20 protein-coding genes are annotated in these 25,028 nt (G+C 40.3%); 14 read left to right on the forward strand and 6 right to left on the reverse strand.

Features of this window, described 5'->3' with window-relative positions; all coding sequences use genetic code 11:
• Window positions 1–79 precede the first annotated feature (79 nt).
• The 3 genes from F968_RS08465 to F968_RS08475 all read left to right on the forward strand — a co-directional run bounded on the left by F968_RS08465 (window position 80) and on the right by F968_RS08475 (window position 4,583).
• On the forward strand, window positions 80–1,462 hold the full coding sequence (locus F968_RS08465) for an omega-aminotransferase AptA (protein ID WP_085944188.1): 1,383 nt from the start codon (window positions 80–82) through the stop codon (window positions 1,460–1,462).
• Window positions 1,463–1,516: 54 nt separating this feature from the next.
• A complete protein-coding gene (locus F968_RS08470; protein ID WP_004792178.1) occupies window positions 1,517–3,082 on the forward strand; it encodes a CoA-acylating methylmalonate-semialdehyde dehydrogenase in 1,566 nt (521 codons plus the stop codon).
• 109 nt (window positions 3,083–3,191) lie between these two features.
• Window positions 3,192–4,583 (forward strand): amino acid permease, encoded by a 1,392-nt coding sequence (locus F968_RS08475; RefSeq protein ID WP_004792180.1) that lies wholly within the window; start codon window positions 3,192–3,194, stop codon window positions 4,581–4,583.
• A 101-nt stretch (window positions 4,584–4,684) separates the two neighbouring features.
• On the opposite strand, the gene F968_RS08480 is transcribed toward F968_RS08475, so the two are convergent.
• Window positions 4,685–5,578 (reverse strand): LysR family transcriptional regulator, encoded by an 894-nt coding sequence (locus F968_RS08480; RefSeq protein ID WP_004792181.1) that lies wholly within the window; start codon window positions 5,576–5,578, stop codon window positions 4,685–4,687.
• 154 nt (window positions 5,579–5,732) lie between these two features.
• Here F968_RS08480 and F968_RS08485 point away from each other — a divergent pair, with 154 nt between their 5' ends.
• From F968_RS08485 to F968_RS08510, 6 genes are all read left to right on the forward strand, one after another.
• Window positions 5,733–6,770, forward strand: coding sequence for a cupin domain-containing protein (locus tag F968_RS08485; RefSeq protein ID WP_004792183.1), 1,038 nt, complete (start codon window positions 5,733–5,735; stop codon window positions 6,768–6,770).
• 27 nt (window positions 6,771–6,797) lie between these two features.
• Window positions 6,798–8,018 (forward strand): 3-hydroxybenzoate 6-monooxygenase, encoded by a 1,221-nt coding sequence (locus tag F968_RS08490; protein ID WP_004792186.1) that lies wholly within the window; start codon window positions 6,798–6,800, stop codon window positions 8,016–8,018.
• The gene (gene maiA, locus F968_RS08495) at window positions 8,015–8,653 is read left to right on the forward strand and encodes a maleylacetoacetate isomerase (protein WP_004792188.1); all 639 of its coding nucleotides are present in this window, start codon (window positions 8,015–8,017) and stop codon (window positions 8,651–8,653) included. Before F968_RS08490 ends, maiA begins: the two co-directional genes overlap by 4 nt.
• A 32-nt stretch (window positions 8,654–8,685) precedes the next feature.
• Window positions 8,686–9,387, forward strand: a complete 702-nt coding sequence (locus tag F968_RS08500; protein WP_004792190.1) for a fumarylacetoacetate hydrolase family protein — start codon at window positions 8,686–8,688, stop codon at window positions 9,385–9,387.
• A 111-nt stretch (window positions 9,388–9,498) separates the two neighbouring features.
• Window positions 9,499–10,842, forward strand: coding sequence for an MFS transporter (locus tag F968_RS08505; protein ID WP_004792191.1), 1,344 nt, complete (start codon window positions 9,499–9,501; stop codon window positions 10,840–10,842).
• A 78-nt stretch (window positions 10,843–10,920) separates the two neighbouring features.
• Entirely contained in the window at window positions 10,921–12,177 is a 1,257-nt protein-coding gene (locus F968_RS08510) for an OprD family outer membrane porin (RefSeq protein WP_004792193.1), read from the forward strand.
• Window positions 12,178–12,254: 77 nt separating this feature from the next.
• Here F968_RS08510 and F968_RS08515 read toward each other — a convergent pair whose 3' ends face one another.
• Both F968_RS08515 and F968_RS08520 read right to left on the reverse strand, forming a co-directional pair.
• Window positions 12,255–13,340 carry an HlyD family secretion protein gene (locus F968_RS08515; protein WP_004792195.1) on the reverse strand — a complete coding sequence of 362 codons (1,086 nt, stop codon included), beginning with the start codon at window positions 13,338–13,340 and terminating at the stop codon, window positions 12,255–12,257.
• On the reverse strand, window positions 13,337–14,914 hold the full coding sequence (locus F968_RS08520; protein WP_004792198.1) for an MFS transporter: 1,578 nt from the start codon (window positions 14,912–14,914) through the stop codon (window positions 13,337–13,339). The genes F968_RS08515 and F968_RS08520 overlap by 4 nt, the downstream gene beginning before the upstream one ends.
• 166 nt (window positions 14,915–15,080) lie before the next feature.
• Between F968_RS08520 and F968_RS08525 the strand changes: the two genes are divergently transcribed.
• Window positions 15,081–15,701: a TetR/AcrR family transcriptional regulator gene (locus F968_RS08525; RefSeq protein ID WP_004792200.1), complete on the forward strand. Its 621-nt coding sequence runs from the start codon at window positions 15,081–15,083 to the stop codon at window positions 15,699–15,701.
• A gap of 82 nt (window positions 15,702–15,783) precedes the next feature.
• On the opposite strand, the gene F968_RS08530 is transcribed toward F968_RS08525, so the two are convergent.
• From F968_RS08530 to F968_RS08540, 3 genes are all read right to left on the reverse strand, one after another.
• On the reverse strand, window positions 15,784–17,361 hold the full coding sequence (locus tag F968_RS08530; protein ID WP_004792202.1) for an aldehyde dehydrogenase (NADP(+)): 1,578 nt from the start codon (window positions 17,359–17,361) through the stop codon (window positions 15,784–15,786).
• Between the two features lie 16 nt (window positions 17,362–17,377).
• Complete coding sequence (locus F968_RS08535) at window positions 17,378–19,165, reverse strand: IlvD/Edd family dehydratase (protein WP_004792203.1); 1,788 nt, start codon at window positions 19,163–19,165, stop codon at window positions 17,378–17,380.
• 88 nt (window positions 19,166–19,253) lie between these two features.
• Window positions 19,254–20,429 carry a fumarylacetoacetate hydrolase family protein gene (locus F968_RS08540; protein WP_004792205.1) on the reverse strand — a complete coding sequence of 392 codons (1,176 nt, stop codon included), beginning with the start codon at window positions 20,427–20,429 and terminating at the stop codon, window positions 19,254–19,256.
• Between the two features lie 111 nt (window positions 20,430–20,540).
• Here F968_RS08540 and F968_RS08545 point away from each other — a divergent pair, with 111 nt between their 5' ends.
• From F968_RS08545 to F968_RS08560, 4 genes are all read left to right on the forward strand, one after another.
• Window positions 20,541–21,476 (forward strand): LysR family transcriptional regulator, encoded by a 936-nt coding sequence (locus F968_RS08545; RefSeq protein ID WP_004792206.1) that lies wholly within the window; start codon window positions 20,541–20,543, stop codon window positions 21,474–21,476.
• Window positions 21,477–21,691: 215 nt separating this feature from the next.
• Window positions 21,692–22,663 carry a D-erythronate dehydrogenase gene (denD, locus tag F968_RS08550; protein ID WP_004792208.1) on the forward strand — a complete coding sequence of 324 codons (972 nt, stop codon included), beginning with the start codon at window positions 21,692–21,694 and terminating at the stop codon, window positions 22,661–22,663.
• Window positions 22,664–22,696: 33 nt separating this feature from the next.
• Window positions 22,697–24,073, forward strand: a complete 1,377-nt coding sequence (locus F968_RS08555) for an MFS transporter (RefSeq protein WP_004792210.1) — start codon at window positions 22,697–22,699, stop codon at window positions 24,071–24,073.
• Window positions 24,073–24,945, forward strand: coding sequence for an NAD(P)-dependent oxidoreductase (locus F968_RS08560; RefSeq protein WP_004792212.1), 873 nt, complete (start codon window positions 24,073–24,075; stop codon window positions 24,943–24,945). The genes F968_RS08555 and F968_RS08560 overlap by 1 nt, the downstream gene beginning before the upstream one ends.
• Window positions 24,946–25,028 lie beyond the last annotated feature (83 nt).

Below are 25,028 nucleotides of genomic sequence, written 5' to 3' on the forward strand. Positions count from 1 at the left end.
AATCTAAACTCAAGATAATTTGAATTTATCAAAACTATAGTGCTATGTACACTCAAAAAATAACCACAAAACAAGAAGAGTGATTATGTTTGATATCGACAAATTAACTGATGGCGATTCTGCATCGGAAACTGTTCAATCAAATGCTCAGATGAGCTTAAATTATCAAGCGCATTGGATGCCATTTTCTGCAAATCGCAATTTCCATAAAGATCCGCGCATGATTGTTAGTGCGAAAGGATCATATTTAATTGATAGTACTGGCCGTGAAGTCTACGACTCATTATCAGGGCTTTGGACCTGTGGTGCTGGGCATACGCTTCCTGAAATTCAGCAAGCCGTAAGTACTCAGTTGTCAAAGTTGGATTACTCACCGGCATTTCAGTTTGGTCATCCATTGTCGTTTCAATTGGCTGAACGAATTATTCAACTTATGCCTGAAAAATTGCAGCATGTGTTCTTTACCGACTCGGGTTCAGAGTCTGCCGACACCGCAATTAAAATGGCGCGTGCCTATTGGCGAATTAAAGGCAAACCAAGTAAAACCAAACTGATTGGACGTGCCCGTGGCTACCATGGTGTAAACGTTGCGGGGACAAGTCTTGGTGGTATCGGTGGCAACCGAAAAATGTTTGGTCAGCTTATGGATGTAGACCACTTACCGCATACCTTGCAGCCCGATTTAAGTTTTACCAAAGGCTGTGCAGAAACAGGTGGGGTAGAACTTGCCAATGAGATGCTTAAGTTAATTGAGCTACATGATGCTTCGAATATTGCTGCCGTTATTGTAGAGCCAGTGTCAGGTTCGGCAGGTTGTATTGTGCCGCCGACTGGTTATTTAAAACGCTTGAGAGAAATCTGCGATCAACACGATATCTTACTTATTTTTGATGAAGTCATTACTGGTTTTGGGCGAATGGGGACTTGGACGGCTTCAGAATATTTTGACGTTACACCAGATATTTTAAATTTTGCCAAACAAATTACCAACGGCGCTATTCCACTGGGTGGCGTAGTGGCAAGCCATGAAATTTATGATGCCTTTATGCAGCAAGATTTGCCAGAACATGCGGTTGAGTTTACCCATGGCTATACCTATTCTGCACATCCAGTTGCTTGTGCTGCGGCTTTAGCGACGCTCGATGTTTTAGAGAAGAAAAATTTAATTCATCAGTCGGCAGCTTTGGCTCCAAGCTTTGAAAAACTTTTACATGAATTAAAAGGCGCTCCAAATATTATCGATATACGCAACTGCGGGCTGATTGGTGCTGTGCAATTAGCACCGCGTGATGGCGATGCGACGATTCGTGGTTTTGAAATTGGTATGCAGCTCTGGAAAGCAGGTTTTTATGTGCGTTTTGGCGGAGATACCCTTCAGTTTGGACCAATGTTTAATAGCACAGAGGCAGAGTTACAACGACTCATGAATGCCGTTGGTGAAGCAATTTATCAAGTGAAATAACATTGATCGATTTAAAACTTAATTGGAAAAGATGAAAATACACAAGGAATAAAGATGAACACTTTAGAGAATTTTGACAGCAACACAATTGCCAACACAGACACCGATTCAAGCCAGCAAACCGTTAAAGTGGTAGGGCATTTTATTGATGGTGGACTCGTCACTAAAACCACCAAGAAACAGCCTGTTTATAACCCAGCGACAGGTGAGAGTACAAAAGAAGTTGCACTTGCAGATGCAGAGCTGGTCAATCAAGTCATTAAAATTGCAGAGCAAGCTTTTCCAGCATGGCGTGATACACCAGTTATTAAACGTGCGCGTGTCATGTTTAAATTTAAGCAACTACTTGAAGAAAATGCTGACAAGCTTTGCCAGCTGATTGGTGAGGAACACGGAAAAATTTGCCATGATGCCAAAGGTGAATTACAACGTGGGATTGAAAACGTTGAATATGCATGTGGTGCGCCTGAGTTTTTAAAAGGCGAATATTCAAAAAATGTGGGTCCAGATATTGATTCATGGAGCGAATTTCAACCGCTAGGTGTGGTTGCAGGTATTACGCCTTTTAACTTTCCTGCAATGGTTCCGTTGTGGATGTTCCCGATGGCAATTGTTTGCGGTAACTGTTTTATTTTAAAACCTTCGGAAAAAGCGCCTTCTGCCGCTTTATTTTTAGCGGAGCTTTTAAAACAAGCTGGATTGCCTGATGGTGTTTTTAGTGTTGTAAATGGTGATAAAGAAGCAGTTGATACGTTGCTTCATCATCCAAAAGTTCAAGCAGTTAGTTTTGTAGGGTCAACGCCTATTGCAGAGTACATATACCGTACGGCAACGGCGAATGGTAAGCGCTGCCAAGCTTTAGGCGGAGCAAAGAACCATGCGATTATTATGCCTGATGCCGATATTGATAATGTCGTGACTTCTTTGTTAGGTGCTGCATTTGGCTCATCTGGTGAACGTTGTATGGCGTTATCAGTCGCAGTTGCTATTGGAGATGAAGTTGCTGATGTTGTGATCGAAAAATTAAAACAAGAAATGAAGCAATTAAAGTTTGGGCACTATGCAGATGAGCGTAATGACTTCGGACCGCTCATTACACAAGCACATAAAGACAAAGTACAAGCTTTTATTCAAAGTACAGAGCAACAAGGTGCTAAAATTGTTGTAGATGGTCGCGATGCAAAACCCGAAGGTTATGAAAAAGGTTTTTTTGTCGGGCCAACTTTAATTGATCAAGTTTCGCAAGACATGACAAGTTACCAGCAAGAAATATTTGGTCCTGTTTTACAGGTCATTCGTGTACAAACCATGCAAGATGCAATGCAACTCATTAATGACCATGAATATGGTAATGGAACGTGTATTTACACTCGTGATGGCGAGGCTGCACGTTATTTTACGAGCAATATTCAAGTTGGTATGGTTGGGGTCAATGTGCCATTACCTGTACCAGTTGCATATCATAGCTTTGGTGGTTGGAAGCGTTCGTTGTTCGGTGATTTATATGCGTATGGCCCAGATGGTGTGCGTTTTTATACACGCCGTAAAACCATTACCCAACGTTGGCCTTCAACTCAGCTTCGTGAAGCCAAACAATTTGCTATGCCTACATTAAATTAATTAATAAAAAGGGAAAACTCTGATTTTCCCTTTTTTGTTTCGTACAAGTTGGAGAAGTACATTTTTAAGACGGTTATAAAATCAGTTTGTCAATTTGAAGGAATCGAATATGAACAATGATAAAACAATAAAATTAAGTGAAGGACTTTCTAATCGACATGTCACCATGATTAGTATTGGTGGTGTTATTGGTGCAGGTTTATTTGTAGGCTCTTCTGCGGCAATTGCAAAAGCAGGGCCTGCTGCCGTACTCGCTTATATAATTACAAGTATTTTAGTTTTTCTGGTCATGCGCATGTTGGGTGAAATGGCGGTAGCGCAACCTGATACAGGTTCATTTTCTACATATGCCCGTAAAGCAATTGGCCCTTGGGCAGGGTTTACCATTGGATGGTTATATTGGTGGTTTTGGGTGTTGGTGATTCCCATTGAAGCCATTGCTGGAGCTGAAATTTTACACGCTTGGTTCCCGCAGATTTCTAGTGCCGTTTATGCGTTTGCCTTTATTATTTTACTCAGTCTAGCAAACTTCTTTAGTACCAAAAGTTTTGGTGAATTTGAGTTTTGGTTTGCACTCATTAAAGTTATTGCGATTGTAGTGTTTATTATCATTGGAGCAATGGCTGTATTTGGAATGTGGCCTTTAGCCAAAAATGTCAGTGGTGTTGGTAACCTATTTTCAAATGGTGGATTTATGCCACACGGAATGGGCGGTGTTTTGTCAGCCATTTTAATCTCGGCATTTTCATTTTTTGGAATAGAAATTCTTTCTATTGCAGCGGCAGAATCTAAAAATCCGGAAGAAAAAATTAAACGTGCAACCAATTTAGTGCTTTATCGAATTATTTTATTCTTTGTTGTTTCGATTTTTCTTGCGGTTGCTTTGGTCGATTGGCGTTCACCAGACTTACAAAAATTCGGCACCTTTCAGTTTGTATTAATGAGTTTAAATGTACCTGAAACTAAATTGATTATGGATGCTGTTGTTTTTATTGCGGTTGCAAGCTGTATGAATGCCGCGGTTTATACCTCATCTCGAATGTTATTTGCTTTAGGTACACGCCACGAAGCACCGAGTATTGTGACAAAAATTAATAGGGCAGGTGTACCGACTTCCGCCGTATTTTTATCGACTTTAGTTGGTGTGATCTGCTGTGCGGTGAACTATATGTTTCCTGGGCAAGTCTTTGGGTTCTTGTTATCCACCACAGGTTCAATCGCATTACTGGTTTATCTTGTAATCGCATTTTCACAATTACGTTTAAGACATAAATTGGAAAAAGAGGGCGCAGCTATATCTTTTAAAATGTGGTTGTTCCCATGGTTAACGTGGTTTGTGATTTTGGTCATTATGACCGTTTTAGGTTATATGTTCTTATCGCCAACCTATAGTTATGAAACCACTTTATCTTTAGGCGTAACTTTGCTGGTGGTCATTTGCGGGGTGTTTGTAACGCGAAAGCGTAAAGCAACCAGATCGGTTGCCATGAATTTAGATTAATTAAAAAAAGAGTTTATAAAGACTTTGTGTAGTGAGATTTTATTCATCTATGCAAAGTCTTTTTGTTTTATTCAATTTTTAATGGTGTCTGTTTAAATATTCTATTCAGAAAAAAGTTCAAAGCATACTCTTCTTAACCATTGGTTGCTTGGCGTTTGATGAACTCGTGCATGCCAATGCTGCTTTACGCTATAAGTCGGAAAATGATAAGGCGGTTCTAAAACTTTTAAGCCACCTCTAACTAAAAGCACCTGACTTAAATAATGAGGAATGGTTGCAATCGCGTCTGTGTCTTGAACAACCAAACCAACCCCTAAGTAGCTTGGCAAACGAACTAGAATATTTCGATTTACTCCTAGTTTTTGTAACTCATGCTCCAGCACATAGTGTCCACCAGTTGCAAAAATATCGACATGTAGCTCTTGGCGAAATTCTTGGTCTGAAAGCGTTGTGCCTGTAAGCCTCGGATGTTCTTTACTGGCAATGCAAATATAACGTTGCTGGAAAAGCGTTTGCTGATAAAAACCGGCTTCGAGCTGAGGCAAAAAACCAATGGCTAAATCAATCTCTCCATTTGACATCATGAGTGGTGTATTGGCATCAATGGGGACAATTTCTAGGCGAATATTGGGTGCATGGGCACGTAAATAATTGATCAGTTTAGGTAATAAAACCAGATGGCTAATATCAGTCATGCTGATTTTAAATTGATAATTTGAAGTCTGTGGATCAAATTCAATATTGTAGTTTTGAACCAATTTCAGGCGGTTCAGAATTTCTACAACCAGCGGATATATTTGTTTAGATAACTCAGTAGGTTGCATTTTATTTTCAATACGGACAAAAAGTGGGTCCTGAAAATGCTCACGTAATTTATTTAACGCAATACTTAAAGTCGGTTGTCCAATTTCAAGCTGTTCGGCAGCTTTAGACACACTGCTATGTTTATAAATTTCAAAGAAAATTTGTAAAAGCCGTGTATCAAGATCAAACACTTTAATTTCCTTGTATTGATTTTATCAATACAGACTATTGTTTTTTGTGCATGGATTCAACAATTTTCGATTGTTACATTGATGATCAAGGAAGAATAGGCCGTAAAGGTACAAAGCATTCTTGTACAAATTGGCCTTAAATAGAGGATCTGAAATGGAACAGTTAGCAACGTTAGATGACTTGCCGAAACGTTATCTTGGTCAACTTGAAGAATCAAATTTAGTCCCTTTATGGCCAAGTTTACGCAATGTATTGCCCCCGCATAAACCGATGCCGCAGACCGTAGCAACTGCTTGGTATTTTCAGGATATTAAACCTTTATTGCTCGAAGCAGGTGAGTTAACACCGATTGAAAAAGCTGAGCGTCGTGTATTGGTTTTAGCCAATCCCGGACATGGTCTGGAAAATATGAAAGCCAGTTCAGTCATGTATCTTGGCATGCAGCTTTTGTTGCCAAAAGAGTGGGCGCCATCACATCGACACACCCCAAATGCAGTGCGCCTGATTGTTGAAGGTGAAGGTGCGTATACGACAGTTGAAGGTCAAAAATGCATGATGGAGCATGGGGATTTAATCCTTACACCATCTGGACTTTGGCATGAGCATGGACATGATGGCGATGAGCCTGTCATCTGGTTAGATGTACTGGATTTACCTTTGGTTTATTACATGGAGGCTTCTTATGTACAACCAGGCGAAATCCAAAAAGTGACCAGTGCTGGAAATGCTCATCATTATGGAACGGGCATTGTACCAACTGCACATTTTACCCGTGAAAATGCCTCGTATCCGATCATGCGCTACTCTTGGAAAGAAACCAAAAAAGTTTTGCATGCGCTTGCAGATGATAAAAACCATCAAGCTCCAATTCAGGTGACTTACATCAATCCTGAAACTGGTGATGACTGCCAAAATATTATTGGTTACTCAGCTTTAATGCTCAGACCAAATGAAATGCTACAGCTCCAACCGCGCTCTACTGCCCAAATTTTTCATGTGATTGACGGTCAGCTCCAAGTCAAAATTGATCAGAAAGATTTCAATTTAGATAAAGCTGATACAGCATGTGCACCATGTTTTTCTCATATTGATTTAATCAATACCTTAGATCAACCATGTTATTTGTTTATTGCAGATGAAGCACCCTTACAACGGAAACTGGGTTTGTACTCTGTGCGTGAGCGCCAGTAAATAGAATATTTTATAAGGATATAAATCATGTCAAATACTCAACAACCGATATTAATTGCTGGTGGCGGCATTGGCGGATTTGCAGCTGCACTCGCTTTGGCAAAACAAGGCTTTAAGATACAGGTTTTTGAACAAGCCCCTGAAATTGGTGAGATTGGTGCAGGTATTCAATTAGGCCCGAATGCATTTCATGCTTTTGATGCGCTAGGAATTGGTGAAATTGCTCGCAGTAAGGCGGTCTATACCGACTATATGGTTATGCATGATGCGATTGATGAATATCAGGTCGGTAAAATTCCAACTGATGAAAAATTCCGTGAACGTTTCGGTAACCCATATGCGGTGATTCACCGTGCTGATATTCATGGTTCATTGGTCGAAGGTGCTAAACAATACGGCAACTTGGAAATTATCACTAATTGTCATATTCAAAAAGTTGACCAAGATGATACTGGCGTAACCATTACCGATCAAAATGGCAAACAATATCATGGTCAGGCACTTATTGGTGCAGATGGGGTTAAATCTGTTGTGCGTGACACCTATGTTGGTGACCCTGCATTGGTTACAGGTCATGTGGTTTACCGTGCTGTAGTACCTGAAAGCGAGTTTCCTGAAGACTTGAAATGGAATGCAGCCAGTATTTGGGTAGGGCCAAATTGCCACCTTGTGCATTATCCACTGCGCGGTGGAAAGGAATATAACGTTGTGGTGACGTTCCATAGTCGTGATCAAGAGCAGTGGGGCGTAACCGATGGCTCTAAAGAAGAAGTGCTGTCTTATTTTCAAGGAATTTGCCCGAAAGCCCGTCAATTGATCGAGTTACCTAAAAGCTGGCGCCGCTGGGCAACCGCAGACCGTGAACCGATTGAAACATGGACTTTTGGACGTGTGACATTACTTGGTGATGCAGCACATCCAACCACGCAATATATGGCGCAAGGTGCATGTATGGCGATGGAAGACGCCGTAACTTTAGGTGAAGCGTTACGTGTTACCGACCATGACATTTTAAAAGCTTTTGATATTTATCAAAAAGCACGTGTGGCACGTACAGCACGCATTGTTTTGTCTTCACGCGAAATGGGCAAAATTTACCATGCAAAAGGTGTGCAACGCTTGGTTCGCAACGACTTGTGGCGTGGACGTCCTACTGAACGCTTTTATGATGCAATGGAATGGTTATATGGCTGGAATGTCAATAACTGCCTTGATGCAGTGAAAAACTATCAAGGGAATGTGGCATGAAACTTTATAGCTTTTTCCGCAGCGGTACATCGCATCGGACTCGCATTGTGTTGAACCTAAAGAATTTAGCTTACGAAGCGATTTATATCTCACTCGCTAAAAATGAACACCATCAAGCTGCTTTTAAAGCTTTAAATCCGCAAGGATTTGTACCGGTACTTGAAACTGAATCGGAGAACTTGTTGCAAAGTCCAGCCATTATTGAATGGTTAGAAGAGCAATATCCAAAGCCCGCTTTATTACCTACAGATTTACTAGGTCGAGAAAAAGTCCGTGCCATTGCTGCATTAGTTGGATGCGATGTTCACCCCTTAAACAACAAGCGTGTTCTTGAATATTTACGCCAGAACTTAGGGCTGGATGATGCACAAATCAATGCATGGTGTGCCAAGTGGATTCAGGATGGATTTGCTGCTTTAGAGCATATTTTGGAACAAGACCAGAATCGCAAAAAGTTTTGCTATGGCAATCAACCGACCATTGCAGATGCCTATTTAGTCCCACAAGTAGTTTCTGCCGAGCGTTTTAAAGTCGATTTATCGGCTTATCCAAACATTAATGAAATTTACCAACATTGCATGACCTTAGAAGCATTTCAAAAAGCAGCACCTGAACAGCAGGCCGATGCATTTTGAGTCGTGATTAAAGTAATAGAAGGAATTTAGATATGTCATTTATTTTTGAACCAATGACCACTGCGGGTCTATTTATTCACGGCTCAGCGCATAAATTTCCGGTACGCCGCGTGTATTGTGTTGGCCGTAACTATGCTGCTCATGCACGTGAAATGGGTTTTGACCCAGACCGTGAACCACCATTTTTCTTTTGTAAGCCAAATGACCTTGAGTCAGTTGTTCCGGTAAATACAGATGCGGTTGATATTCCATATCCATCTGAAACTTCAAATTTTCATTATGAAATCGAGTTGGTTGTTGCAATTGGTAAAGATGCCAAAAATGTCTCGGTTGAGGAGGCAGTGAACTATATCTATGGCTATGCCGTCGGTTTAGATATGACCCGCCGTGATTTACAGATGGCAATGCGTGAAAAAGGTCGCCCATGGGAAATCGGTAAGGCTTTTGATTTTTCTGCACCAGTTGGCCCAATTCATCCGATTACTCAAACAGGTGAAATCAATAGTGCCGATATTCATTTAACGGTAAATGGTAAAACCGAACAGCACAGCGATGTCAGTCACCTAATTTGGTCTGTGGCCGAAACGATTGCCAATTTATCTACGTTATTTGAATTAAAAGCAGGTGATTTGATTTTTACAGGAACTCCAGAAGGCGTGGGTGCTGTAGTGAAAGGTGATGTTATGCGTGCAGACATTACTGGACTGACTGGAATTACGGTGAATGTGAAATAAATCAAATTGATCTGATTTATTGAAATAGGTGCTCAACCTAAATAAAAAATACAGTTGGGCACTTTTGCTAAGGATTGCATATACGCCAATGTATTGGCGAAAGGAGCTCTCATGTCTCAAAATTCTATAGACGTACAAAGTTTCATTGATGAAATACCGCTATCGTCTTTGCAAAAATTAATCATGTGGTTGTGTTTTTTGATTGTTGCGATTGATGGTTTTGATACTGCAGCAGTTGGATTTATTGCACCTGCTTTAAAGGCAGAATGGGGGTTGCAAGCAACCGATTTGGCACCTTTATTTGGCGCTGGCTTATTTGGACTGATGGCTGGTGCACTCATTTTCGGACCGTTATCCGATAAATTAGGCCGTAAACCGATTTTGATTGGTTCGGTCATTATGTTTGGAATTGCCAGTGTTTTTGCCTCTTTTTCAGCAGATTTACAAACCCTAATTATTTGGAGATTTCTCACTGGTTTGGGTCTAGGTGGGGCTTTACCCAATGCAATTACTTTAACCTCTGAATATGCACCTACATCTCGTCGCTCTAATCTTGTAACCATGATGTTCTGTGGCTTTACAGTGGGTTCTGCTCTTGGTGGGATTCTTTCAGCTCAGCTACTTCCTCATATTGGTTGGCACGGTATTTTGCTTATTGGGGGAGTGTTGCCTTTAGCGACCGTACCTTTCTTATATTTTTTATTACCTGAATCTATTCGATTTTTAGTGCTTAAAAAGAAGAGCATCGAAAAAATTGAAAAGATTATTCACCGTATCGCACCGCATTTAAACAGTGCTCCTACGTTGGTTCCAACAGTCAATGAAGTCGAAAAATCAAGCTTGAAAGATTTGTTTAATAAAGGCTTTGCTTTGGGCACTTTTTTGATTTGGTTTACCTTTTTTATGAGCCTACTCATTATTTATATGATTTCAAGTTGGATGCCTACTTTATTAACCAATGAGGGATTTAATTTATCCAATGCGTCATGGCTGACCTCAATTTTCCAAATAGGGGGAACGATTGGTGCCATTGTCTTAGGCCTGCTAATGGATAAGATGGATGCAACCAAAATTTTAAGTACGGCTTATGTTTTTGGTGGTTTTTTCCTGATTTGTTTAGGATTTGGAATTGAACAGGCAAATACGGCTTTATTGATGTTTGCCATGTTTGGGGTAGGTGCAGGAATTAGTGGTTCGCAAGTAGGAGCAAACGCTTTTGCATCTAGTTTTTATCCAACACATTGCCGTGCAACAGGGGTAAGTTGGGCCAATGCAGTAGGGCGCTCAGGATCGATTGTGGGATCAATTATGGGCGGCTGGTTAATGTCATTAAATCTCTCCAGTTTTGAAATTTTAAGTATTTTAGCGATACCTGCATTTTGTGCCGCGGTTTCGTTGTTGCTTATTCAACGTTTAAAGAAAAATCAGCCTCAAGTTTTAGTTGCTTCAAATTGAGATAAGGCGATTCCACTGAACAAATATATGTCTGTGTCAAAGGATGGCGCAGCCAATAGTTAAAGGATGATTTGTTTCATGAAATATTTAAAAACACCATATTTAAAGTTTTCTACTCTTTTATTTATCTCTAGTGGTCATTCAATGTTGTGGGCAGCAGATACCACTCAACAAGGCGAAGATGAGTGGAAATTCACTTTAAAAAACGCCTATATTAACCGTAATTTTGTTAATGATGCACTCAAAGATACGGGTAGCTGGTCTCAGGCAGCATCTTTATTTTATAAATCGAAAATGCATGACACTCCGCTGCAAATTGCAGATAAGCCGATTACGATTGGGGCTGATGCTTCTGTTCAATACGCCGTTCGCTTAAGTTCAGACAAACATGTTGCTGACACAGTTTTGCCTTTTAATAAGGAAACACAATCTCAAGCATCGGACTTTTTAAAATACGGCGCCACTTTAAAACTGGGTTATGACAAAACACTTTTAAGTGTCGGTGAACTCTGGTTAGACCTGCCCGTAACAGCTGTGGATGCAAGCCGACAATTGCTTGCTTCTTATTGGGGAACCAATCTTAAGTCGCAACTTTCAGATCAGCTCTATGCTGAAATTGGTCGGGTTGAAAAAGTATCACCACGTAATGAAGAAGACTTTAAAAAGTTTTCCTTTACGGCAAATGGAATGACGAAAGAATCTGATGGCTTAAATTATATTGACCTGCGCTATCAATTTACGCCGTCACTCAAGGGTGAATATTACTTTGGTAATTTAGAAGACCTCTACAATAAACACTATGTAGGACTTGAGCATAATTGGAAACAACCTAATTTTGCGCTTACTTTTAAGTTTAAATACTTCAATGCAAAAGATGACGGCAATACTTTTGATATTGATGCGCAAAACATTGGCGTGCTAGAGGCTCTTAAAGTAAAAAATCATACCTTTGGCTTAGGTTACCAACAAATTATCGGTGAATCAGCTTACCCATTACCAGATGGTTTCTTGCCAGAAACTTACTTCATTAACTGGAATGCCACGGGATTCTTTAAAGAAGACGAAAAGTCTTACCATGTCATGTACGGCTATGACTTTAAAGATTACGTTCCGGGCTTAAATGCGATGGTGAAATACGTTTATGGAAATGACTTTAAAGCAGCCAATGGTGAGAAAAATCATGAAACAGAATCGAATGTGATTTTAAACTATGCATTTCAACAACCGCTCTTAAAAGGTTTTGCCCTGCAATACATTCGTATTGATTACAACGTAAAACACGGCAATGACTTTGGTGAAGACCGATTGTTTGTAAACTACACTAAAAAGTATTAAAGACTTTTAAAACTCATCATTAAAAAAGAGACCATTTACGGTCTCTTTTTTCTCTCATATTTTGAAATCTAGACTATCTACTTATTGGTATCAATAGAGACCAAAACCGATAAGCCGGGACGCAATAATTTAACGTCTTTTTGATTTTCAATGAGCTTGATTCGTAAAGGTAGACGCTGAACAATTTTGGTAAAGTTACCAGTTGCATTGGTCGCAGAGATCGGAGAGAAAAATGCGCCAGTAGATGGAGAGAAACTATCTACCACGCCTTTTAGCTCAACGTTATAAGCATCTACATAGACATTAACAGGTTGTCCGATCTTAATTTGTTTTAGCTCAATTTCACGGAAGTTTGCTTCTACATAGACTTGGTCTAAAGGCACAACCACCATGAGTGGATTACCAGCGTTCACAAAGTTACCTACGTTAGCTGACTTTTGACCAATCATGCCATCAATAGGTGCTCGAACTTCTGTATAACTCAAATTCAGTTTTGCTTTATCAAGTGCCGCTTGTGCTTGTTTAAGAGCAGCTTGTTTGGCTTTTACCTGAATTTTGTATTGGTTGAGCTGATACTGTGCATCAATCACTTTTTCTTTACTACTGTCTAAGTCAGCATATTGTTCAGTCAATGTAGTCTTAGATTGCTGTGTAATTAATCTAGACTCCGCTCCAAGTGCCTGTAGTTGCTCATAACGCGCCGTATTATCTTTTGTGAGTTTGATTCCAGCTTCTACTTTTCTCAGCTGTGCTTCAGTTTCTCGAATAACAGTGGGTTGTCTATCAACTGCCAGCATCGCTTCACTCACGTCAGCTTGTGCTTTTGCATAATTAGATTCAGCTTCTGCCAAAGCAGCTTGATAATCACGTGCATCGATTCGCGCTAAAAGTTGGCCTTTTTTTACGGTCTGATGATCTTTAATATAAATCTCTTCAATATTGCCAGAGACTTTAGGAGCAATGGTTGAGTACTCTACATCCACACGTGCATCGTCTGTTTCAATAGTCGAAGATGGTAAAAATATAAGTTTTAAAACCCATAAAATAGAAACTAAAACAATAATGAACGCAATAACCATAACCCAATGCTTTTTGAGATATTGCACCTTTATTAATTTGGCTGACTCGGTCGCAGAGTGATCTTGGGCTTCTAGAGTACTCATAAAGATTTTCCTGAGTTATGACTATTCATTAACTTAATGAGAGCAATGCGTGGTGGATAAGTTCTAACGGGTAAAATCAGCATAACGATAAATAAAATTGCAGTAAGGCCAGCTAAAATTAGATATTGATCGCTAATTACTAAAACAGATTGTTGCGCTTGAATCGCAGAATTGAGGGCAGATAAACCGCCTGAAACACGATCTGCACCATTTGCGGTAAGCACAGGGGGAGTAAGCGGATTAATGACAGGGCCTTGAATATTTTGGAAAACATGTTTTGCGGTATTTTCAATCAACCGTGTTGAATGGTATTCACCACGTACGCGATTGACCCAATCCAATATGCACACACCTAGTACACCGCTAATCGCACGCGGAGTGTTAATCATCGGTGATGCATAAATTGCCATGGTTGGATGAACACTGTTTGTACCCATCATTAAGAGTGAGAGCACGACACAGGTTTGGCCCAAACATGAGATGGCGTGCCAAAAGTAAAATTGGTCTTGATTCCAAGTGGTATCGAGTTGACTCGCACCTAGGCAACCAGCAATAACCAGAAGTAAACCAAAACCGTGTACATATCGGCTATCGACCCAAGCTTGATTTAAAAGCTTCACAACAATAGGAATATAGATAAATTGCAATGCCGTAATTTGTAAGCCAATCCACATGGTCTGAGTGGGTTTATAGCCATGCACAGCACTTAAGTAATTCAGTGGTAATGTGCTGGTGGACATACCAATAATGACAAAGCAAAAGAGAGCGAAAACAGCATAAGCAAAATTTCGGATTTCGAGCATTTGCGGTTTAATTAATGGGGTTGGATAACGCCATTCATGTATAAAAAACCAAGGTAAAGTAATGGCAGTAATTAAAGCCAATACACAAATTAATTGAGAATGGAACCAGTCTAAATGGTTGCCATGCAATAACATGGTGCTCAGGCTCGCTAAGCTAATAATCGCTAAAATGGCACCCATCCAATCGTAAGTTTTTATTCTTGAATAATTTGGTGGATCTTGGGGAATACCAAAATAAACCAGTGCAGCACTTAGCGCACAAAAAGGAATAGTTTGGAAAAATATCATTTTCCAGCCAATCACATCTAAATAAAAAGCAGAGAGAGCAGCACTTAAGTTGGGAAAGAATGTTGCTGTTAATGCGTAGCAGGCGAGACCCCATAGCCGAATATCAGGTCCTAAAAATCTAAGTGCGCAGGCCATGAGCAAAGGAATGGTTAGACCATTAGCGAGGCCTTGTAAGCCACGCAATAAATAAAAGATTTCGATATTGGGGCTAAAAGGAATTAAAACGCTAGAGAAGAGGCAAAGTCCTATCGCAAAAAACAGAACTCTGCGCATAGAAAAAATGACCGCCCAACTGGTGGATAGAATCATGCCAATAATCATGGCACTCGCGTAAATACTGTTGACCCAATAACCAGAGTCAACACTAATTCCCATCGCGCCACGAATGTCGACTAAGGTAATGCTCGTGATTCGGTTGTTAAATTCAACAGTCATTGCAGCAAATATTGCACCTGCTAAACCGATGAGTGGTTTTGTATTCATTTTTTACCTTAAATCTTAAACATCCATTCATTGCATGGAGCAGATATTTACTGTACTGTACCGATCGGTACTCTACTCTCTAATTAAATTTCCGTCAATTCTCGATTTTGAACTTTTCGATGAGTTACACTTAGAACGAAATCGCTAAAATTTTTATAAGGTCAATATGTCAGTTTCAACTAAAGCTTATGAAAAAGATCAAAAAATTCTGGATGCAGCAACCAAGTTTTTTTTGATTCACGGTTTTAGTGGCACAACGACAGACATGATTCAGAAGGAAGCGGGTGTTTCAAAAGCAACCATGTATGGTTGTTTTAAAAATAAAGAAGCGATGTTTGCAGCGGTGATTGAACGACAATGCACGAACATGCAAGAGCAAATCATTTTAGTAGAGACAAAAGCTGAAAATTTACGCTCGGCTTTAACCGAGATGGGGAAAACCTATCTGTGTTTTATATTGTCGCATTCAGGATTGGCATTTTTTAGAGTTTGTATTGCAGAAGCAGTTAGATTTCCCGAGTTATCTGAAAAATTCTTTGAAGTAGGCCCGCAAAAGCTTGCAAATATTATTGCGGGTTATCTTGAAAAATCTCAAAAAAATAAAGAGATTGAGTTAAATTCCTCTGCCGATATAGCAGCAAATATATTCTTGGCATTATTACGAAGTGATGCCCATCTAAAGTGTCTGACACATCCTAATTATGCAATTTCTGATAGTGAAATTAGTACTTGGGTTGAGTACGCAGTTGATTTATTTATGAAAAATATAAATTACAACCCCTGTTAATTTTGGGAATTTTATTCTATTTATCAGCTCTGCATGTAGAAGTTAAAAGAGACCAACGAGTGGTCTCTTTTTTTTTAATTGATTAGATAGCTGCTTTGGTCATCTCACCATTGACCAGTCTTAAAATCTTCAACGGGTTGCTATCTTTTAAAGCCTCTGGCAATAAGCTTTGCGGATAGTTCTGGTAACACACAGGACGCAAATAACGGTCAATTGCCAAGGTTCCAACAGAGGTACCTCGTGCATCTGAAGTGGCTGGATATGGTCCGCCGTGTACCATCGCATCACACACCTCAACACCCGTTGGATACCCGTTTATGAGTAATCGTCCAGCTTTTTCCTCTAATACTGGAACCACATCTGCAAACTCGGTTAAGTCTGCTTCATCAGCAATTAACGTCGCGGTAAGCTGACCATTCATACTTTGTAGAGCCTGAATGAGTTGCGCTTTGTCTTCAACTTCAATGACCACTGTCGCTGGCCCAAAGATCTCTTCTTGTAGAAGTTGGTCACCTGCCAGTAATAGCTCAACATCAGCTTTAAACAGTTGTGGCTGTGCCTGATTGCTTTGCTGGGCTTGACCTGCCAAGTGTTCAATGCCTTGATGCTCGGTTAAATGCTCAAGACCAGCGGTATAGCTTTTTAAGGTTCCGGCATTCAGCATAGTCTGTGCAGGTTTGCCACCCATAATTTCAGTTAGGTTACGAATGAGCTGGCTAAACTCGGCTGATTTAATGCCTAAAATTAACCCCGGATTGGTACAGAACTGACCACAGCCCAAAACAACTGAGTCGCCTAAGTCCTGTGCAATTTTATCCCCACGGTTTTTCAAGGCTTCCGGCAACATCAGCATTGGGTTAATACTGCTCATTTCAGCAAAGACAGGAATCGGTTGTGGGCGGGCCGCGGCCATGTCACATAAAGCTCGGCCGCCTCGTAGTGAACCTGTAAATCCAACCGCTTGTATTAAAGGATGCTTCACTAAAGGTTCACCCACGCCATTACCGTAGATCATGTTAAATACGCCTTTAGGCATATTTGATTTTTCTACGGCACGTTCAATTGCTTGAGCCACAAAATCTGCCGTGGCCATGTGTCCACTATGGGCTTTCACTACCACAGAACAACCAGCTGCCAGTGCAGAAGCAGTGTCGCCACCTGCGGTTGAAAAGGCTAACGGGAAATTACTCGCCCCAAATACAGCAACAGGACCAACACCAATTTTAATCTGACGTAGGTCTGGGCGAGGTAAAGGCTGACGCTCAGATAAAGCAGTATCAATACGGGCACCTAAAAAGTCACCACGACGCAATACTTTAGCAAATAGGCGCATTTGTCCACTGGTACGGCCCCGTTCATCTTGTAAACGGGCAAGTGGCAAAGCGGTTTCTTGCGAAATAGTCTCTAGAAAATCGGTGCCCAAGGCATCGAGTTCATCAGCAATGTTTTCTAAAAATGTAGCACGCTGTTCAGGTGAAGTATGACGGTAAGTTTTAAAGGCTTGGCTAGCTGCTACACAGGCCTGATTCACTTCCTGTTCGGTTGCATGGTGAAACTCATAAGGCAAAGCCTCACCAGTTGTTGCATTCACACTTTTTAATAAAGTTGTACTTTGTGCGCTACGTGAACCGCCAATAAAGTTGTGTCCGATAATGGTCATAACAAATATCCTGAAATTAATGAGAGTGTCTTGGGAGGTTGTCTTGATTTATGACTCGCATATATAAAGTTGCAGGTTCCAAACAACCGCCAGTAGATAATTGCCCCACCATGTTGCGATACATTTCTTGCCAAGGCGTTTGAGATGTAGAGACAGTTGGTTTCCATTCCTCGCGGCGTTTGTCTAACTCTTCGTCTGAAATGAGGACATTTACGGAGCGTTTATTGAGATCAATACGCAAACGATCATTGGTTTTTAATAAAGCAATGCCACCGCCTACCGCGGCTTCAGGTGACATATTTAAAATAGAAGGGCTAGCAGATGTTCCGCTTTGACGGCCATCACCTAAACAAGGCAAGGAGTCAATTCCTTTTTTAATTAACTCTGCGGGGGGAGCCATATTTACAACTTCCGCACTGCCAGGATAGCCTACTGTGCCCGCACCTCGAATGACCAAAATACAATGTTCATCAATGTCTAAGGCTGGATCATTAATTCGTGCGTGGTAGTCCTCTGGCCCTTCAAAAACGATTGCCCGTGCTTCAAAGCTATTTTCCCCATTTGGGTCAGATAAATAGGTTTTCTTAAATGCTTCACCCACAACAGACATTTTCATAATGGCGCTGTCAAAGAAATTACCGCTCAGCACAATAAAACCTGCACCATGTTTTAATGGCTGTTCATATGGAAAAATAACATCTACATTGGAGGTTTTTGCATTTTTAGCAATTTCACCCATTGTTTTACCGCTGACTGATGCACAGCCTTCATGTAAAACACCTGCTTTTTGTAATTCATGTAAAACAGCTGGAACACCGCCAGCACGGTGAAAACCTTCACCCAAATATTTACCCGCAGGCATACAGTTCACAATGAGAGGAATGTTCTCCCCAACGCGTTGCCAGTCTTCTAAACTCAGCTCAATGCCCATATGACGGGCAATTGCAATGAGGTGAGGAGGGCAATTACTTGATGCCCCTAATGCTGAAGCTACCGCGATGGCATTTTCAAATGATTGTTTGTTCATGATTTTAGAAGGGCGTAAATCTTCTAAAACCATTTCACAAATTCTTTTGCCTGTCATATAGGCCATTTGCCCTCGTTCGCGATACGGCGCTGGAATACTTGCACATGTCGGTAAAGACATGCCCAAAGCTTCTGCCAAGGCATTCATAGAAAGTGCAGTGCCCATGGTGTTGCAATGTCCGACCGAAGGCGATGCTGAAGTGGTCATTTCCATGAACCCTTCATAGTCAATTTCACCTGTGGCAAGTAAATTTCTTGCATGCCAAAGCACAGTCCCAGAACCAATTAACTCACCCTTAAAGTGACCATCTAGCATTGGACCGCCAGATAAAACAATGGCTGGTAAATCTGTTGTTGCGGCAGCCATCAAACAAGCAGGTGTAGTTTTGTCACAACCTGTGGTTAGCACCACACCATCAAGCGGATAACCATGTAATATTTCAACTAAGCCTAAGTAAGCTAAATTTCTATCAAGTGCGGCAGTAGGGCGACGGGTTTGTTCTGCAATCGGGTGAACGGGGAATTCCATGGGAATACCACCCGCATCTCGAATACCTGCTTTAACCCGTTCAGCAAGTTCTTTGTGGTGACGGTTACATGGAGTTAAATCACTGCCAGTTTGTGCAATACCAATAATCGGGCGACCTGATTGTAGTTCGGCACGGGTCAGGCCATAATTCATATAACGCTCAACATAGAGTGCTGTCATGTCAGCATGTTCAGGATCATCAAACCATTCTTGGCTACGTAAAAAAATCCGTTTATTTTGATCATTCATTTTTTTGATCCTTTCACTCATACTTTTTGAAATTTAGTTTATTCACGAGATGAATCTTACAATTCAGCCGATCGATAATACGTGAAAATTATAGTAATTCACGTTGCTTTAAATTACGCATCAAAGCATTTATTCCAAAATTCCACGGCGTTGCTTTGTCGCTGGTCATCACAGTGTTGTATAGGGTGCCGAGTTTTGGCGAATGGATACGGACCACATCTCCGACTTTATGGGTAAAGCCAGCCCCAGCTTGCTCACGATCTTGAGTAGGTGCAAACAAAGTTCCTAAAAACAGCACAAAACCGTCTGGATATTGATGATTTTCATTCAGGGTTTGTTGGATTAAATCTTCGGGGTCACGGCTAATTTGAGACATTGAACTCACGCCATTGAGCACAAAGTTATCTGTACCTTCAATTTTCAGTTCAACATCACAAGCACGAATGTCATTTAAAGTAAAAGTATGATCAAAAAGACGAATAAATGGACCAATTGCACACGATGCGTTGTTATCTTTTGCTTTACTTAACAACAAAGCACTACGACCTTCAAAGTCGCGCAAATTAACGTCATTACCTAAAGTCGCACCTAAAATTTTACCGTGACTATTTGCAACTAATACGACTTCTGGTTCTGGGTTATTCCACTCAGACTTTGGATGAATACCAATATTTTGACCAGTACCCACAGCCGCTAAAACGGGTGCTTTAGTAAAAATTTCAGCGTCAGTACCAATGCCCACTTCAAGGTATTGAGACCACATTTTTTGTTCAATTAAATACTCTTTGAGTTGAAGTGCCTTTGCAGAACCGGGTTCAATTGTTTTTAAATTATCACCAATTACCCCTTGTACAACTGCACGGATCGATTGAGCTTTTTGTGCATCGCCACCTGCTTGTTCTTCAATTACGCGCTCTAACATGCTTGCTGCAAAGGTCACACCAGCTGCTTTAATTACTTGTAAATCAATAGGGGCTAAAAAATATGCTTTGTTTGTATCTGGCTCAGCGACAGTATTGGCAAATAACTCATCAATTGACCCCACTAATTTTCCTTCAATTTCAGATAAAGCTTTTAAAGGATCTGAACTTTCAAGCAACTGGGAAATCGTGTGGAACTTTTCAGAAATATCAAAAACCTGATCGCCTTTTAAAAGAATCGGAGAGGGACCGGAAATTTGATTTGGAATCCACGCGCGACCAATTAAACATCCTTGAGTCGTATCGTCTGGTAATGAGTTCTGGGAATTTAACGTAAAGTTCATTTAAAGCATCCTTCTTTTATTTGAAATCATGATATGTTTCTTATTTAATAAACACCAATCGTAATAATTTAATTATTAATAACGAAAAGTTATCGAAAAGGATTTTTGAAAATGGCGGATTTGACTTACGCAAGCCTGAATAATTGGTTGAAATTCAAACATTTGGTATTATTGGAAACTTTAGCAAGGACCAATAATATGCATTTGGCTGCCGAGCAGATGAACCTAAGTCAGCCCGCGGTGAGTAAAATGCTAAAAGAAATTGAGAGCCTTCTCGGATTTCAGGTTTTTGAACGTCTGCCTCGCAATATGCCAGTAACAGCTTTAGGTGAACATGTAATTCGATATGCCCAGCGTGTATTAAATGATGCAAAGCATTTTGTCGAAGACATAGAAATTTTAAGATTAGGTGGACACGGTTTTTTAAAAGTAGGTGGTATCTTTGCCGCAACAGCAGTTGTGATTCCAAACTCCATTATTGAGATTAAGAAACAATGGCCATTACTTTCTATTGATGTTGTTGAACAAACCAGTGACCATTTAATGGAAATGCTAAGCGAACATACTTTAGATTTAGCCATAGGCCGTTTTACCGATGTGACACAAAGTCAGTTTTTTGATTTCCAACCGTTAGGCCCAGAGCCATTTTGTATTGTTGTTAATAATGCTCATCCATGTGCCAAGAAAAAGTTTTGTACATTACAAGAATTACTAAATTGGCCATGGGTACTCTATCCTAAAGGCACGCCAATTCGACAGCGTATGGAAGGCGCATTTGCCAGAGCAAAAGTCAAAATTCCTTTAAATACGGTTAATACCATGTCGATGCAGACCTTTTTGCAGATCTTAAAAGGCGCGCCCATGGTGGGGATGTTGCCCGAAGCCATGGTGATTGATCAGGTAAAAGAAGGGCAATTACAGATTTTAGAAACAGATCTAATTTTAGATGCGCAAGATTATGGAATTTTAACGCGTAAAGATGAGCCAGTTTCTGATATTGCAGCAGCATTTATTAATATTTTACTTAAAAATGCAAAACGTAAATAAGGTATTTAGCCTCAAGCCATAGTTAGGTTTGAGGCTTTAAAATTAAAAAGAAAAACCTGCTCTGTTTAGTAAGTTTATAAATATAAAACTGATATTAAAAAGTTATCAATATTTAGAAATTATTCATTGGAAATTATTGCAAGGACTCCTTATCGTTTAATTCACGACAATTACAAAAGTTTTTAAGTGAATAAAAACTAGGAAAGGACCTCTATATGAATGTGCTAATCACTGGTGGAACAGGTTTTATTGGAAAGCAAATTGCCAAAGAGATCTTAAAAGCTGGCAGTTTGACTTTAGATGACAATAAATCTCAGTCGATCGATAAAATTATTCTATTTGATGCATTTGCTGGCGATGATTTGCCACAAGATCCAAGAATTGAAGTGATTGTAGGTGATATTACCGATAAAACTACAGTTGCTCATATTATAGAAAATATTGATGTCGTCTGGCATTTAGCTGCTGTGGTGAGCTCAGCAGCAGAGGCTGATTTTGATTTAGGTATGGACGTTAACCTCTACGGACTTTTAAATTTATTAGAAGAATTAAGAAAGAAACAAACCACGCCTCGGGTTATTTTTGCCAGTGGCTGTGCTGTATTTGGTGGACAGTTGCCAGAGGTGGTGACAGACGAGACAGTAGTTACACCAAAGTCTTCTTACGGCATGCAAAAAGCAGTAGGAGAATTGCTTGTTTCAGATTATTCACGTAAAGGCTTTATTGATGGTCGTGTTTTAAGACTACCGACTATTGTGGTTCGTCCAGGCAAACCAAATAAAGCAGCATCAACATTTTTTAGTTCAATCATCCGTGAACCGTTAAAAGGCGAACCGGCTGTTTGCCCCGTACCTTCAGATACTCCAGTTTTTGTTACTTCACCGCGACGTTGTGTTGAATCAATGATTAAAGCAGCGTCACTTTCATCAGATGTACTTCAAGATAACCGAATTATTCCTCTACCAGGATTAACAGTTACGGTTAAAGAAATGCTTGAGGCGCTTGAAAAAGTCGCAGGCAAAAAAGCAACTGATTTAGTGCAATGGCAAGAAGACAAAACTATTCAACGTATTGTTAAAAGTTGGCCCGTTCAGGTGAAAGCTGAATATGCCGAATCTTTAGGTTTCCAAGCAGATGAAAATTTTGAAAGCGTCATTCAGGCACATATAGAAGATACCCAAAATTAATGGCAGTGATCGCCAATTGATGTGAGAGTTATTATGGAAGATATCAAGAATGTAACTGCTCTTGAAGAGCAGACAATTAAGCGTGTTTCGAGTCGAATTATCCCGTTTCTCATAATTTTATTCATTATGGCATTTCTAGACAGAACCAATATTGGTTTTGCTGCGCTACACATGAATGATGCACTTGGCATTACTCAAACCATTTTTGGTTTAGGTGCGGGCGTATTTTTCCTTGGTTATTTTATTGCTGAAGTACCGAGTAATATCTTACTTCATCGCTTTGGAGCACGGATCTGGATTGCCCGAATTATGATTACTTGGGGAGTCATTGCCGGACTTATGGGGTTTATTCATAGCGGTACTCATTTTATTGTTTTACGGTTTTTACTGGGCGTTGCTGAAGCGGGTTTCTTTCCGGGCGTTATCTTTTATTTAACCTTGTGGTTTCCCGCAAAATATCGTGCTCGTGTTTTTGCCACGTTCTATCTTGGATTACCAATTGCTCAAATTATTGGGGCGCCAATTTCAGTTGGTCTCATGCAATGGGGCAATACCATTGGTTATGAAGGTTGGCGTTTGATGTATATCCTAGAAGGTATTCCATCCATTATTTTGGGATTAATCTGTCTAAAATATTTAACCAATAATCCAAAAGAAGCACAGTGGTTAACGGCTGATCAGCGCCAATGGTTAATGTCTACACTAGAGCGCGAAGAAAAAGAAAAAGAGCAGTCTACTGAAGCTGCTTTAACTAAAGGTGAACTCATTAAACAAGTGTTTAAAAATCCTTTAGTTTGGATTATGGCAATTGTGTACTTTGGAATTACTTCTGGTTCAAATGCAATGTTCTTCTTCTTACCAAGTGTTTTAGAGTCATTCCGTAATACGTTTGGTATGCAAATTAGCCTGATTCAAAATGGTTTACTCACTGCAATTCCATATGCATTTGCAGCCGTCGGAATGGTTTTATGGAGCCGCCGTTCTGATCGTAAACAAGAGCGTTATAAAAATGGCGCTTGTGCTGCACTTATGGCTGCATTAGCAATTGCGATTGCACTACTTGTAAATCAACCGTGGGCAATTATTGTGGGCTTTATCTTTCTTGCAATTGGTGTGTTTAGCGCAATTAACATTTTCTGGACCATTCCTGGGCAAACTCTCACGGGAGTAGGAGCCGCAGCCGGAATTGGATTAATTAACTCGGTGGGTAATTTAAGTGGTTTTACGGGCCCATATTTAACTGGATATTTATATACGACCACAGGAACCTATATAGTAGCTTTTCTTGCCATTGCAGGCTTTGTAGCGATGGGTGGCTTAGGACTACTGCTATTAGCAAAGTTAAAATCGAATAGCTTAAAAGTAGAAAAACAGCAACTTAAAGTTCGAACAGCTGCGGAGATAAAATAATGGCGACCATCGGGTTTGTGGGTACAGGTATTATGGGAATGCCGATGGCTATGAATTTACTTAAGGCAGGTCATCAGCTAAAAGTCTGGAATAGAACCTCCTCTAAAGCAGATAGCTTAAAAGAGGCGGGTGCTCATGTTTGCTCTGAACTTGAACAAGTAGGGAAAGATGTAGAGTTTCTGATTTGTATGCTCAGCGATGGAAAAACTTGTGATGAGATTCTGTTTAAACAGCATGGTGCAATTTCACAGCTAAAACCTGAAAGCACGGTTATCGTCATGAGTTCGATACCTGTTGAAGTTGCAAAAGCACAAAATGAAAAGTGTAAAGAAAGAGGGCTTAGATACTTAGATGCTCCTGTTTCTGGTGGAGAAAAAGGTGCCCAAAATGCAAGTCTTGCTATTATGGTAGGCGGAGAAGCTGAAACATTTTCACAAGCTGAAAATATTTTAAGGGCAATGGGCCGACCAATTTTAGTAGGCGGGGCTGGCTGCGGAATGCTCGCAAAACTTGTAAATCAAATGATTGTAGCCACCACCATTGCAACAGTAAGCGAAGGTTTATTGCTTGCCAGTAAAGCTGGTGCCGATCCTATTAAGCTAAAACAGGCACTCATGGGAGGCTTTGCCGACTCCCCAATTTTACAGCAGCATGGTGAACGTATGCTAAATCGAGATTTTAAACCGGGAGGCACTGCTCGAAACCAGCATAAAGATATTCATACAGCCGTTAACTATGCCAAATCGCTTGAGCTGAATTTACCTATTGCCCAACAGGTCAGTCAATTATTTGAAAATATGCTTGCTGCCGGAGACGGTGAGTTGGATCATTCAGGTTTAATTCGTGAACTTGAGCGAATGAATCCAGTGTGATTTTGATTTAGCGGTACTTGATGAATAGACATAATCAAGTACCGCTTTTTTTTCTGGTATTAATTTTTTAAGGTCTGCATTTA

The organism is Acinetobacter sp. NIPH 817, from assembly GCF_000368405.1.
Lineage (GTDB): Bacteria > Pseudomonadota > Gammaproteobacteria > Pseudomonadales > Moraxellaceae > Acinetobacter.

Bases quoted from the DNA above. Each gene is read 5' to 3' on its own strand.
- F968_RS08555 (WP_004792210.1), top strand. From the start codon at position 22,697: ATGGAAGATATCAAGAATGTAACTGCTCTTGAAGAGCAGACAATTAAG.
- F968_RS08545 (WP_004792206.1), top strand. From the start codon at position 20,541: ATGGCGGATTTGACTTACGCAAGCCTGAATAATTGGTTGAAATTCAAA.
- F968_RS08540 (WP_004792205.1), bottom strand. From the start codon at position 20,429: ATGAACTTTACGTTAAATTCCCAGAACTCATTACCAGACGATACGACT.
- F968_RS08475 (WP_004792180.1), top strand. From the start codon at position 3,192: ATGAACAATGATAAAACAATAAAATTAAGTGAAGGACTTTCTAATCGA.
- F968_RS08515 (WP_004792195.1), bottom strand. From the start codon at position 13,340: ATGAGTACTCTAGAAGCCCAAGATCACTCTGCGACCGAGTCAGCCAAA.
- F968_RS08520 (WP_004792198.1), bottom strand. From the start codon at position 14,914: ATGAATACAAAACCACTCATCGGTTTAGCAGGTGCAATATTTGCTGCA.
- F968_RS08490 (WP_004792186.1), top strand. From the start codon at position 6,798: ATGTCAAATACTCAACAACCGATATTAATTGCTGGTGGCGGCATTGGC.
- denD (WP_004792208.1), top strand. From the start codon at position 21,692: ATGAATGTGCTAATCACTGGTGGAACAGGTTTTATTGGAAAGCAAATT.
- F968_RS08560 (WP_004792212.1), top strand. From the start codon at position 24,073: ATGGCGACCATCGGGTTTGTGGGTACAGGTATTATGGGAATGCCGATG.
- F968_RS08470 (WP_004792178.1), top strand. From the start codon at position 1,517: ATGAACACTTTAGAGAATTTTGACAGCAACACAATTGCCAACACAGAC.
- F968_RS08485 (WP_004792183.1), top strand. From the start codon at position 5,733: ATGGAACAGTTAGCAACGTTAGATGACTTGCCGAAACGTTATCTTGGT.
- maiA (WP_004792188.1), top strand. From the start codon at position 8,015: ATGAAACTTTATAGCTTTTTCCGCAGCGGTACATCGCATCGGACTCGC.
- F968_RS08535 (WP_004792203.1), bottom strand. From the start codon at position 19,165: ATGAATGATCAAAATAAACGGATTTTTTTACGTAGCCAAGAATGGTTT.
- F968_RS08500 (WP_004792190.1), top strand. From the start codon at position 8,686: ATGTCATTTATTTTTGAACCAATGACCACTGCGGGTCTATTTATTCAC.
- F968_RS08505 (WP_004792191.1), top strand. From the start codon at position 9,499: ATGTCTCAAAATTCTATAGACGTACAAAGTTTCATTGATGAAATACCG.
- F968_RS08530 (WP_004792202.1), bottom strand. From the start codon at position 17,361: ATGACCATTATCGGACACAACTTTATTGGCGGTTCACGTAGCGCACAA.
- F968_RS08525 (WP_004792200.1), top strand. From the start codon at position 15,081: ATGTCAGTTTCAACTAAAGCTTATGAAAAAGATCAAAAAATTCTGGAT.
- F968_RS08510 (WP_004792193.1), top strand. From the start codon at position 10,921: ATGAAATATTTAAAAACACCATATTTAAAGTTTTCTACTCTTTTATTT.